At 73.5% G+C, this 11,990-nt stretch carries 8 protein-coding genes; 3 read left to right on the top strand and 5 right to left on the bottom strand.

Translation table 11 applies throughout. The annotated features are described in order from the left end of the window. Window positions 1–189 precede the first annotated feature (189 nt). Window positions 190–1,560 carry a discoidin domain-containing protein gene (locus tag ITX44_RS04275; protein WP_205355622.1) on the top strand — a complete coding sequence of 457 codons (1,371 nt, stop codon included), beginning with the start codon at window positions 190–192 and terminating at the stop codon, window positions 1,558–1,560. A 76-nt stretch (window positions 1,561–1,636) separates the two neighbouring features. Here the strand turns inward: ITX44_RS04275 and ITX44_RS04270 are convergent, their stop codons facing one another. From ITX44_RS04270 to ITX44_RS04250, 5 genes are all read right to left on the bottom strand, one after another. Continuing rightward, window positions 1,637–2,560 (bottom strand): NADP-dependent oxidoreductase, encoded by a 924-nt coding sequence (locus ITX44_RS04270; protein WP_205355621.1) that lies wholly within the window; start codon window positions 2,558–2,560, stop codon window positions 1,637–1,639. A gap of 491 nt (window positions 2,561–3,051) precedes the next feature. After that, a complete protein-coding gene (locus ITX44_RS04265; protein ID WP_205355620.1) occupies window positions 3,052–3,666 on the bottom strand; it encodes an ATP-binding protein in 615 nt (204 codons plus the stop codon). Between the two features lie 87 nt (window positions 3,667–3,753). Then, the gene (locus ITX44_RS04260; protein WP_205355619.1) at window positions 3,754–4,524 is read right to left on the bottom strand and encodes an enoyl-CoA hydratase/isomerase family protein; all 771 of its coding nucleotides are present in this window, start codon (window positions 4,522–4,524) and stop codon (window positions 3,754–3,756) included. Between the two features lie 74 nt (window positions 4,525–4,598). Further along, complete coding sequence (locus tag ITX44_RS04255) at window positions 4,599–5,894, bottom strand: L,D-transpeptidase (RefSeq protein ID WP_307795089.1); 1,296 nt, start codon at window positions 5,892–5,894, stop codon at window positions 4,599–4,601. Window positions 5,895–6,671: 777 nt separating this feature from the next. Next, window positions 6,672–7,838 carry a L,D-transpeptidase gene (locus tag ITX44_RS04250; protein WP_205355869.1) on the bottom strand — a complete coding sequence of 389 codons (1,167 nt, stop codon included), beginning with the start codon at window positions 7,836–7,838 and terminating at the stop codon, window positions 6,672–6,674. Window positions 7,839–8,397: 559 nt separating this feature from the next. Here ITX44_RS04250 and glgX point away from each other — a divergent pair. Then, the gene (glgX, locus tag ITX44_RS04245; RefSeq protein ID WP_236060079.1) at window positions 8,398–10,596 is read left to right on the top strand and encodes a glycogen debranching protein GlgX; all 2,199 of its coding nucleotides are present in this window, start codon (window positions 8,398–8,400) and stop codon (window positions 10,594–10,596) included. 126 nt (window positions 10,597–10,722) lie between these two features. Continuing rightward, the gene (locus ITX44_RS04240) at window positions 10,723–11,955 is read left to right on the top strand and encodes an MFS transporter (RefSeq protein WP_307795111.1); all 1,233 of its coding nucleotides are present in this window, start codon (window positions 10,723–10,725) and stop codon (window positions 11,953–11,955) included. The last annotated feature ends 35 nt before the right edge of the window (window positions 11,956–11,990 follow it).

The raw sequence follows: 11,990 nt of genomic DNA, 5'->3' as shown, positions 1-11,990 counted from the left end.
AACGCTTACGGGGCGGCCGGCCGACGTGGCATGGGAGCGCTTTCACGAAAGTCGGCTCCCCCCAAGGGCGCCCACCCCCCACATTCGGGCTCGTACGGGACAGGAGAAACCCGCATGTCCAGTGGACAGGCAGAGCATCACGCACGGGAAGAGCGCCAAACGCACCGCCGGCGGCGTTCGCGGCTGAGGATGCCGCTCGCGGCCGTCGCGGTGGCCGCGCTGAGCCTGGCCGGGCTCACCGTGGCCGCGGCACCGGGCGGCGCGGCCACCCCCGTGGCAGCCAAGGCCGCACCCCAGGCCCACACGGCGGCCAAGGCCGCGGCGGCCCCCAACGCCGTGCCCGCGGCCCCGGCCGGCTTCACCACCACCTGGAGCGACGACTTCAGCGGTGGCGCCAACACCGGTGTCAACACCGGGAACTGGAAGTACGACACCGGCCCGGGCAGCAGCTTCGGCACCGGTGAGATCGAGACCATGACCAACAGCACGTCCAACGTGTACCAGGACGGCAACGGCCACCTGGTGCTCAAGGCCCTGCACAGCGGCACCGACCCGCGCTCCGGCTGGACGTCGGGGCGGATCGAGACCCAGGCGGCCACCTTCGGGGCGCCCCCCGGCGGCGTCGTCATGATGCAGTCCTCGATCCAGCAGCCCAACCTCACCACGGCCAACGGCGCCGGATACTGGCCGGCGTTCTGGATGCTGGGCTCCACCCTGCGCTCCGGCACCTCGTGGCCGACCTCGGGCGAGGTCGACATCCTGGAGGACATCAACTCCCGCAGCTCGGTCTTCGGCACGCTGCACTGCGGCACCAACCCGGGCGGCCCGTGCAACGAGTCGACCGGCATCGGCAGCGGTGAGCGGGCCTGCTCCGGCTGCCAGACCGCGTACCACACCTACGCCGTGCAGATCGACCGCTCGGTCTCGCCGGAGCAGATCCGCTGGTACCTCGACGGGAACAACTACTTCACCGTCAAGTCCACCCAGGTGGACGCCACCACCTGGGCGAACGCGGTCGACCACCCGTTCTTCATCATCTACGACCTGGCCATGGGCGGCGGCTTCCCGGACGCCTTCGGCGGCGGGCCCAACTCCGCCACGGCCTCCGGCGGCCAGATGAACATCGACTACGTGGCCGTCTACAACAAGGCGCCGGGCAGCACCGGCGGCACCGGCAACCTGCTCTCCCAGGGCAAGTCGGCCACCGCCTCCTCGACCGAGAACGCCGGCACCCCGGCCTCGGCCGCGGTGGACGGCAACACCGGCACCCGCTGGTCCAGCGCCTTCAGCGACCCGCAGTGGCTCCAGGTGGACCTCGGCGCCACCCACACGATCTCCCAGGTGAACCTCAACTGGGAGGCCGCGTACGCCAAGGCGTTCCAGATCCAGACCTCGAACGACGGCACCAACTGGACCACGATCTATTCCACGACCACCGGCACCGGCGGCAACCAGACGCTCAACGTCTCCGGCTCCGGGCGGTACGTGCGGGTGTACGGCACCCAGCGCGCCACTCAATACGGTTACTCCCTGTGGGAGTTCCAGGTCCTCGGCAGCTGACGGCAACTGACCGCGGCACACGGACGAAAGGGCGGGCCGGGCTCCTCGGAGTCCGGCCCGTTCGTCGTGTACGCCATCAGACCGTCAGCACGATCTTCCCGGTCACGTGCCCCGCCTCGATCTCCCGTTGCGCCTGCGCGGCCTGCTCCAGCGGGTAGGCCCGCTGAATCGTGATCTTGAGCTTGCCGGCGGCGAACAGCGCGAGCGCCTCCTCCAGGGCCGGCACATGGCGGGTCGCGCCCGGGGCGGCCCCGCTGAAGCGCACCCCGTACTCGGCCGCGCCCGCGTTGTCGGCGATGGTCACCACCCGGTCCGGGTCGCCGGTCAGTTCGACGGAGACGCCGACCACGCCGCGCCCGGAGGCGTCCAGGACGGCGTCGATCCCGCCCGGGGCGACCGCCCGCACCCGTTCGGCCAGCCCGTCGCCGTACGTCACCGGGATCACCCCGAGCGAGCGCAGGTAGTCGTGGTTGGCCTCGCTCGCGGTGCCGATCACCGTGATGCCGCGGGCGATCGCGATCTGGCCGCCGATCGAGCCGACGCCGCCAGCCGCCGCGTGGATCAGCAGGGTCTCGCCGGGGCGCAGCGCGAGCAGTTCCAGGGTGCGGTACGAGGTCTCGGCCGCGACCGTCAGCGCCGCGGCCTGCTCGAAGCCGAGCGGGTCCGGGATGATCGTGGCCAGCTCCGCGGAGAGCAGCGCCTGCTGGGCGTAGGAGCCGGTGAGGGTGGGGCCGAAGACCGGTTCGCCGGTGGTCAGTCCGGTGACGCCCTCGCCCAGCGCGTCGATCACGCCGGCCGCCTCCGTGCCGGGAATGTGCGGCAGGGTGACGGGGAACGCCTGCCGCATCACCCCCGACCTGATCTTGGTGTCCAGCGAGTTGACCCCGGAGGCCCGCACCGCGATCCGTACCTGCCCCGGGCCGGGCTCGGGCGGCGGCGTGTCCTGCAGTTGCAGGACGTCGACGGAACCGTATTCGCTGAAGGCGATCGACTTGGTCATGCGGCTCACGATCCTCGGGGCTCGGGGCGGTCGGAGGGGGGCTGCGGTACGGCCCGGCCGTACCCGTACGACCGGGCCGTACGGTTACGTATGCTCGCCCGCGCCCGCCGGAATCACCCGCAAGGCGCGCCCGCCGTACGTGTCCGTCCACACGTCGGCCAAGATGAGAAGGAAATGAGAGCGCTTGGCCATCATTTAGAAGGCGGGTGGTGGACATCACCATTATTTTGCCAAGCCCTGACAGGTGAATGTCCGACTTGCCCGGTATGCCTATTTGCCTCTGCCCCCCTGCCCGTGCAACAGTCGATGACAACGGCGGCCGCTGACCCGGGCTCAGCCGTTCCACGGACGCCGCGGGCACACCCCCCCTGTCGCGCGGCGAATTGGGAAGAGGCCCTACCGCTGTCACCCCCCCCCGACGCGGAGGGCCTCTTCTCCTGTCCGGGCTCCGGCACGAGTCGCCGGCGCAAAGCGTCGGCACAAGGCGCCGGTCAGCGCTCGGGGGCGACCCGCAGCTCGAACCAGGTGACCTTTCCGCGCGCCTGGAGGTCGACGCCCCAGCGGTCGGCGAGCGTGTCGACCAGGAACAGGCCGCGCCCGCTGATGTCCAGCTCGCGCACCGGCAGCAGGCACGGCAGCGCGCGCGAGGGGTCGCGGACCTCCACTCTGATCCAGCCGCGCCGCCGGTGCATCCGTAACCCCATCGTGTGCGCGCCGGTGTGCCGTACGGCGTTGCCCACCAGCTCGGAGACCAGCAGTTCGACCGGGTCGGCGAACTGGAGCAGGCCCCACCTCCGCAGTACGGAGAGTGACATCCGGCGGGCCTTGGCGGCGGACCGGCGGTCCGAGGTCGGCAGCAGCACCTCGGCGACGGACGGGTCGCCCGGCAGGTCCGGGGCCGCGGGGGCCGGGTCCTCGGCGGCATCGATGTCATCGGTGTCGGTGGCGTGGTCCGCCACATCCGTGACATCCGTGACGGCCGGGGCATCCGTGACGTCGGCGACGCCCGCGACAGCTCCGTCGTCCACGTCGGCGGCGAGAACCGGCGCGGCCCCCGGCGCGGGCTCGGCCGGCCGCGGCTGCTCCGATCCTCCCCGACCCGACATGCCATCATCATGGCTGTAACCGGAGTGTTGCGTGGGGTAACCCCGGGAATTGGTACCCTGGGATCACCGTCGTCACGCACCGTCAAATCATGGGGTGAACTGCGCCTTTCCCGGGCCCTCCTCGACGAAGCTGCGCATGCCGATCTCCCGGTCCCGGGTGGCGAACAGGCCGGCGAACAGCTGCCGTTCGAGGGCCAGTCCGGTGTCCAGGTCCGCGTCAAGACCCTTGTCGACCGATTCCTTGGCGGCCCGCAGCGCGTACGCCGGACCGCGCGCCAGCCGCGCCGCCCACTCGCGCGCGGCGCCGTACACCTCCTCGGCCGGCACCACCCGGTCGACCAGACCGAGGGAGAGCGCTTCCTGCGCGGCCACCATGCGGCCGGTGAAGATCAGGTCCTTGGCGCGGGACGGGCCGATCAGCCGGGCCAGCCGCTGCGTGCCGCCGGCGCCCGGGATCAGGCCGAGCAGGATCTCCGGCTGCCCCAGCTTGGCGTTCTCCGCGGCGATCCGGATGTCCGCGCACAGCGCCAGCTCGCACCCGCCGCCCAGCGCGTAGCCGTTGACCGCCGCGACCACCGGCTTGGGGATGCGGGCGACCGCGGTGAAGGCGCCCTGGAGGGCGGCGCCCCGGTCGGCCATGTCCTCGTAGGACATGCCCTGCATCTCCTTGATGTCGGCGCCGGCCGCGAACACCTTCTCGCCGCCCCACACCACCACGGCCCGTACGTCCGGCCGCCGCGCGGCCTCCTCGGCGACCGCCTTGAGCAGGTCCTGCACGGCGGCGTCCATCGCGTTCATCGGCGGCCGGTCCAGCCGGATGGTGCCGACGCCTTCGTCGACTTCGAGGGTCACAGTCATGCCGGGAGCGTACGGCAGCACCCGCGCGGGCCGCGACGACGCCGGACCTGCCCGTGACGGCGGACTCCGGTACGTCAGAGCGCCGTCCACTGCGGCCAGTCGAGGTTCCAGCCGTTCAGGCCGTTGTACCACTGCACGCTGCGGCCGCTGCCGCCGGTGACCTCGACCACGTCGCCCACCAGGGAGTTGGCGAAGAACCAGGCGGCGGGCGCGGCCGAATCGGCGCCGCCGCGCGCGTCCCGCAGGCCGATGCCGCCGTGGCTGGTGTCGGCGGTGCCGAACACGGCGGGCGGTGACCAGTAGTCGCCGTAGAGGAAGGTGCCGGAGGTGGTCAGCCGCATCGCGTGCGGCACGTCCGGGATGTCGTACTCGCCGCCGAAGCCGGCCGTGTCGCCGGTCATGCGGGTGCGGCCGTACTTCTCGGCGATCACCAGGGTGCCGCCGGGGGTGTCGTGGCCGGGGACGCCGGCGGTGACGGGCAGGGCGCGCAGGAGCCGGCCGTCACGGTAGACGGACATGGTGTGCCGGGCCGCGTCCACCACGCTGACCTGGCTGCGGGCGACCGTGAAGTGCACGCTCTCGCGCTGCCGTCCGTAGACCCCGGGGGCGGCCCGCACACCGGCCAGGTCGACGGCGAGGGTGACACGGGTGCCGGGCGCCCAGAACTTCTGCGGCCGCAGGTAGACGTCCTGGTCGCCGTACCACTTGGCGGCGACGGCCACCGGCGGCGCGGCGGTGACGGTCAGCCCGCGGGCGACCGCGGCGCGGTCGGTGACCGCCCGGTTGAAGTGCAGCCACACCTCCATGCCGACACCGACCTCGGCACCGTCCTGCGGGGTGACGAAGCCGACGAAGGTGTCGTCGGGGACGACCGTGGTGAAGGCCGAGTGCCGGTCGGACTCACGGCCACGGCTGTCACGGGCGGTGGCGTCCACGGTGTAGGCGGTGGCGGTCCGCAGCCGCGCGGTGGGCGCCCAGACCGCGCCGTCCGCGCTGATCGCACCCGGTACGGTCAGCCCCGAGGCGTCCTTGACCACGACCGAGGACAACTCGCCGCCGGAGGCGGTGACCTTCAGGGTGCCGCTGGTGGCGACATCGGTGGCGCCGTCGGCGGGCGCGATGGCCACTGCCGCGGCGGAGACGGCCGTCCCCGACACGACATTGCGCGCGGTACGACCCGCGTCGTCGCCGGATCCCACGCCCGGTGCTCCGCAGCCGGCGAGCAGCAGTGCGGCGAGCGCCAGCAGGGTGGCCGTCAGAACGCCCGGCAAGGCGGCCGGGAGCGCCTGGGCCGCCGCCCGCCGTGCCTCTGCCGTGGGGCGCGCGACGCCGCCTCTGCGCCCACCGGGCGCCCAGGCTCTCGGCTCCACCTTCTCGACTCCCCTGACGCGACGGAACCCCGGATTCCCCCCGGCGAGCGCAAGGAAATCACACGAATCACACGAGGGGGCGCGCCATCGTGTCACCGTTCAGTACCGGATGCGGTCGGCTGCCGCCGGGTGGGCGTGTTTCGCGTCAAGTGCGGCGTGCGGGCTGCTCCGTCTGGGCGGCGGGCCGCCGTTGCACCTACGGTGCGGTGCCGGGTGCCCGGCGCGTTCAGGGCGGCAACCCGCCGTTGCACCCGCGGTGCGGTGCCGATGCCCGGCGCGTTGTGGGCGGCAACCCGCCGTTGCACCCGCGGTGCGGTGCCGGGTGCCCGGCGCGTTGTGGGCGGCAACCCGCCGTTGCACCCGCGGTGCGGTGCCGATGCCCGGCGCGTTGTGGGCGGCAACCCGCCGTTGCACCTACGGTGCCTTGCCGGATGCCCGGCGCGTTGTGGGCGGCAACCCGCCGTTGCACCCGCGGTGCCTTGCCGGATGCCCGGCGCGTTGTGGGCGGCAACCCGCCGTTGCACCCGCGGTGCCTTGCCGGATGCCCGGCGCGTTGTGGCTTGTCGCGCAGTTCCCCGCGCCCCTTGGGGGCGGCCCCCTCCGCCTGGCACGGGTGAACCGCAGCTTGCCGCGCCCACGCGGCGCCAGCCGCACACAAGACACAGCCCCGCGCCCCTGGGGGCGGCCCCCTCCGACCGGCGCGCCCACGCGGCGCCAGCCGCATATAAGGAACAGCCCCGCGTCCCTTGGGGGGCGGCTTCGTCCGGCCCGTGCGGGTCAGAGGGCGGAGCCTGCGCGCCATTGGGGCCAGGTGAGGTTCCAGCCGCCCATGCCGTTGTCGGGGGCGACGGTGGTGTCGTGGGAGTTGACCACGCGGATCGGGTCGCCGATGAGGGAGTGGGTGAAGAACCAGCCCGCGGGGGTGGCGAGGCCGCCGCCCTTGGTGTCGCTGAGGCCGATGCAGCCGTGGCTGACGTTGGTGGTGCCGAACACGGTGGGCGGCGACCAGTAGTTGCCGTGGACGAAGGTGCCGGAGCGGGTCAGGCGCATGGCGTGCGGCACGTCGGGGATGTCGTAGGCCGCGCCGAAGCCGACGGTGCGGCTGTCCATCCGGGTGAGCGGCAACTTCTCGGCGATCACCATCACGCCGTTGTACGTGGTGTGCTCGGGGCTGCCGGCCGACACCGGCAGGGTGCGCAGCACCACCCCGTCGCGGCGCACCGTCATCACGTGCGCGGCCGCGTCGACGGTGGAGCGCTGGTCGCGGCCGATGGTGAAGGTGACGGTGCGGGACTGCACGCCGTACACGCCGGGCGCGGCCCGGACGTCGCGCAGCCGCAGGGTCAGGGTGACGCGGGTGCCGGGGCGCCAGTACTCGGCCGGCCGCAGGTCCAGCCGGCTGTCGCCGAACCAGTGGCCGGCCACCGGCACGGGCGGGTCGGCGGTGACGGTGATGCCGTGTTCGACGGCGGCGCGGTCGGCGATCGGGCGGCTGAACCGCACCGAGACGATCATGCCGGTGCCGACCACCGAGCCGTCCTGCGGGGTCCAGAAGCCCATGACGGTGTGCGGGGGCACCAGGGTGGTGAAGTCCGAGTGGCGGGCGGCGGGCCGGCCACGGTCGTCGATGGCGTACGCGTCGACCGTGTAGGTGGTGGCCAGTTGCAGCGGACCGTTCGCCTGCCAGGCGCGGGCGTCCGGGGTCACGGTGCCGGGCACCGGCAGGCCGTCGCCGCTGGTGACGACCACTTCGGTGAGGGTGCCGCGGGCGACCGAGACCCGCAGCGGCCCGGTGGCCGGCACGTCCTGGGCGCCGTCGCGCGGACTGACCGCGATGTCCGCGCGCGCGTCCCGCGAGGCCGTCGCGGCAGCGGTCGCCGTCGGTTCCGGTGTGCCGCGCTTGCCGTCCTGCCCCAGTCCCGCCCCGCACCCCGCCACCACCATCGCGCACAGCACCGCGCCTGCGCGTACCACGCGCCTCACCGCTCTCGTCACGCACACCCAACGACGGCGTACCCGCCGGGGAAACGCGAACCCGTCCACCCGGGGGCCGGGTGACCGGGCGAGGGGTGGGCACGGCCGCTCGGCGCCGGGCGGTACGCGGGTACCCGGCGCGCCACCCCGGTACGACGCGCGGTGCCGCGCCGGACACGGCCGACCGCCACCCGTACGGCGCCGCAAGCGTGCCGGAGCCGGCAGTACGCCCGCCCCGCGCCGTGCACCGGTGAGTACCGGTTTGTTCAGGCCGGGTATGCACGGGGTACGTGCTGAGGGCTGGGGGAATGGAAGGGGCGGGGGGCTCGTTCGCCGGGCCGGGTCGGGATGCCCGGAACCGTCGCGGAAGAGGTCGGGGTCCGCCCGTGGAGTTGTTGTGGAGAGCCGCTGGAGGCAGTCCGTGTCCGAGCCACGCGAGTCCGGGTTCGCCGAGTCGGGCGGCATCGGAGCCGCACCGGGGCTCGTCTCCGTCACCACGGCGCTCGAGGCCGCCGCCTCCGCGCCGGCCCTGCCGCGCGCCCGCCGGGACGGGGATCCGCGGCCGGCCGGCGCGGAGCTCGTCCCTGTCCTGCCGGGCTCGCCGGAGCCGCTCGGGGCGCGGTTCCGTAAAGGCCCCGACGGGCCTGCCGGGACGAATTTCGCGCTGTGGGCGCGGGGCGCCGAGTGGGTGGAGGTGTGCCTTTTCGGGGCGGACGGCAGCGAGACGCGGGCGCCACTGACGGAGCTGACGGACGAGGTGTGGCACGGCTTCGTGCCGGGCGTGCTGCCGGGGGCGCGGTACGGGTTCCGGGTCGGCGGGCGCTGGGACCCGTGGACGGGGGCCCGGTGGAATCCGGCGAAGCTGCTGCTGGACCCGTACGCGCGGGCGGTGGACGGCGAGTTCACGCTGGCCCCGGAGACGTACGGGCACGTGCGGCACTGGCCGGACCCGGCGGTCGCCGACACCGTACGGGACGACCGGGACTCGGCGCCGTACGTGCCCAAGGGCGTGGTGGTGGCCGACGAGGACGACGGGCCGGACAACGACCGGCGGCCCGGGACGCCCTGGGCGGAGACGGTGATCTACGAGCTGCACGTCCGCGGCTTCACCATGCGCCACCCGGACGTGCCGCCCGAACTGCGCGGCACCTACGCGGGCCTGGCGCACCCGGCGGCGATCGCGCACCTGACCGGGCTCGGCGTGACGGCGGTGGAACTGCTGCCGGTGCACCAGTTCGCGCACGAGGAGCACCTGGAGCGGCGGGGCCTGCGCAATTACTGGGGCTACAACTCGATCGGCTACTTCGCGCCGCACGGCGCCTACAGCTCCGCCGGGACCCGCGGCGAGCAGGTCGGCGAGTTCAAGCGGATGGTGAAGGCGCTGCACGCGGCCGGCATCGAGGTGATCCTCGACGTCGTCTACAACCACACCGCGGAGGGCGGCGAGGGCGGCCCGACCCTCTCGATGCGCGGCATAGACAACCGTGGCTACTACAAGCTGGCCGCCGACCCGCGCCGTTACGCCGACTTCACCGGCTGCGGCAACACCCTGAGCGTGGTGCAGCCGCACGTGCTGCGGATGGTCACCGACTCGCTGCGCCACTGGGTGACCGAGATGGGCGTGGACGGCTTCCGGTTCGACCTCGCGGCGGCGCTGGCCCGGACCCGGCACGACGTGGACATGTTCGCCCCCTTCCTCGCGGTGATCGCGCAGGACCCGGTGCTGCGCCGGGTGAAGCTGATAGCCGAGCCCTGGGACGTGGGCGCCGGCGGCTACCAGGTGGGCGCCTTCCCGCCGCTGTGGAGCGAGTGGAACGACCGTTTCCGCGACACCGTACGGGACTTCTGGCGCGGCGCGGCCCCGGACGTACGGGACCTCGGCTACCGGCTGACCGGCTCCTCCGACCTCTACGACCGGGGCGGGCGGCGCCCGCGGGCCTCGGTCAACTACGTGACGGCGCACGACGGTTTCACGCTGCGCGACCTGGTGTCGTACAACCGCAAGCACAACGAGGCGAACGGCGAGGACGGGCGGGACGGCAGCGACGACAACCGGTCGTGGAACTGCGGGGCGGAGGGCGAGAGCGACGACCCCGCGGTGCCGGCGCTGCGCGGGCGGCAGATCCGCAACATGCTGGCGACGCTGCTGCTGTCCACCGGGGTGCCGATGCTGGTGGCCGGCGACGAGATGGGCCGCACCCAGGGCGGCAACAACAACGCGTACTGCCAGGACAACGAGGTCGGCTGGGTGGACTGGTCGCTGCTGGCCGAGCCGCAATGGGCGCGGATACGGGATCTGGTGGCCCGGCTGACCGCCCTGCGCCGGGCGCATCCCGCGCTGCGCCGCGGCGGCTTCTTCTCCGGGCTCCCCCTCGGCCCCGACGGCCTGCGCGACGTCGCCTGGTTCCGCCCGGACGGTCGCGAGATGGCCGACGCGGACTGGTTCGCCTCCTCGGCGACCCTCGGCATGTACGTCTCGGGCCACGGCCTGCCCGAGCGCGACCCCCACGGCGAACCGATCACCGACGACAGCTTCCTGCTGCTCGCCCACGCCGGCCACCGCCCCCTCCCCTTCCACCTCCCCGGGCCGCCCTGGGCCGCCGCCTACGAACTCCTCCTCGACACCGCCCTGGACGACCAGTCCCACCCCCCGGCCACCCTCTCCCCCTCCGGCACGACGATCCGCGTACCGGCCCGCTCGGTGCGGCTGTACCGCGTGACGGAGTGAACGCCGGGCACCGACACCGCAGTTCACCGGGGGTGCGGCGAGCGGGCGGGCGGGTGGACTGCGGCAAGTGGTCCAGTCCATATTGAGCGGGTGAGAGCTTCCGCAAGGCGGTCCGGGGGGACCGGGATCGGCACGACCGGGGTCGGGGCCGAGGGGACGGCAGGGGAACGCGGGCTGTGGTCCGGGGGGTTCCGGCTGTATTTCGCGGCGCGGACCGTGGCCATGCTGGGGGACACCATGCTGCCGGTGGCGCTGTCGGCGGGGCTGTTGTCGTACGGGTATTCCGCGGGGGACATCGGGCTGGTGATGGCCGCGGCCACCGCATGTTTCGCGGGGCTGGTGGTGTTCGGCGGGGTGTTCGCCGACCGGCTGAACGCGCGGGCGCTGATGATCGGGGCCGACGTGGTGCGGGTGTGCACGCAGTCGCTGGCCGCCGTTCTGTTCCTCACGCACCGGGTGCGGCTGTGGGAGATGGTGGTGATCGCCGTGGTCAACGGGACCTGTGCGGCGATGTTCCAGCCCGGGGTGGCGTCCACGGTGGTGCGGGTGGCGACCGACGTGCAGGGGGCCAACGGGACGACCAGGACGGCGGAGTCGCTGGCGGCCATGGCCGGGCCGGCGCTGGCGGGCATGCTGGTGGGGTTCGTCTCGCCCGGCGCGGTGTTCGCGGTGCACGCCTCGACGTATCTGACCAGCGCGGTGTGCCTGATCGCGCTGCGGCTGGCGCCGCTGCCGCCGCGGGAGAAGGCGGCGAGCACCTTCCGCACGGATCTGGCCGAGGGGTGGCGGGAGTTCCGGGCCCGGACCTGGATGTGGTCGGTGATCGTCGTGTGGATGGTCTACATGGTGTGCATGGTGGGGCCGTTCACCCCGCTGGCCGCCGGCCAGATCATCACCGGCCACGGCGCGGGCTCGTACGGCCTGGTCAACTCCTCACTCGGGGCCGGGACGGCGGTGGGCGCGCTGCTGGCGATCCGGCTGCGCGCCGAGCACCCGCTGCGGGCCGGGTCGCTGGCCCTGTTCGCCACCGCGCTGATGCCGGCCTCGGTGGGTTTCGGCCTGCCGGTGCCGGCGGTCTGCGCCTGCGTGTTCGTGGCCGGCACCGGGTCGGCGTACTGGGGCGTGAACTGGGCCACCAGCGTGCAGACCCAGGTCCCCGGCGACATCCTCAACCGCATCCACGCCTACGAGGTGGCCGGCTCGGTGGCCATGGTGCCGGTCGGCCAGGCGCTGGCCGGCCCGGCCGCGTCCGCCTTCGGCACCCGGCACGTCCTGCTGGCCGGCGCCGCGGTGGCCCTCGCGGTCGCCGTCACCCTGCTGTCCGTGCCCGCGGTACGGGGGCTGCGCCGGACGCCGTGACGACGGCGGGAAAACAGGGTGAGCGGTGTCGGTGG

Origin of the sequence: Actinacidiphila acididurans (assembly GCF_016918855.1) — a bacterium.
Lineage (GTDB): Bacteria > Actinomycetota > Actinomycetes > Streptomycetales > Streptomycetaceae > Actinacidiphila > Actinacidiphila acididurans.
The sequence above is the reverse complement of the archived record's forward strand: the minus strand, read 5'-3'. Positions and strand labels throughout refer to the sequence as shown.

Excerpts from the sequence above, each read along its gene's own strand:
- ITX44_RS04275 (WP_205355622.1), top strand. The coding sequence starts at position 190 with ATGCCGCTCGCGGCCGTCGCGGTGGCCGCGCTGAGCCTGGCCGGGCTC.
- ITX44_RS04270 (WP_205355621.1), bottom strand. The coding sequence starts at position 2,560 with ATGACCAAGTCGATCGCCTTCAGCGAATACGGTTCCGTCGACGTCCTG.
- ITX44_RS04265 (WP_205355620.1), bottom strand. The coding sequence starts at position 3,666 with ATGTCGGGTCGGGGAGGATCGGAGCAGCCGCGGCCGGCCGAGCCCGCG.
- ITX44_RS04260 (WP_205355619.1), bottom strand. The coding sequence starts at position 4,524 with ATGACTGTGACCCTCGAAGTCGACGAAGGCGTCGGCACCATCCGGCTG.
- ITX44_RS04250 (WP_205355869.1), bottom strand. The coding sequence starts at position 7,838 with ATGGTGGTGGCGGGGTGCGGGGCGGGACTGGGGCAGGACGGCAAGCGC.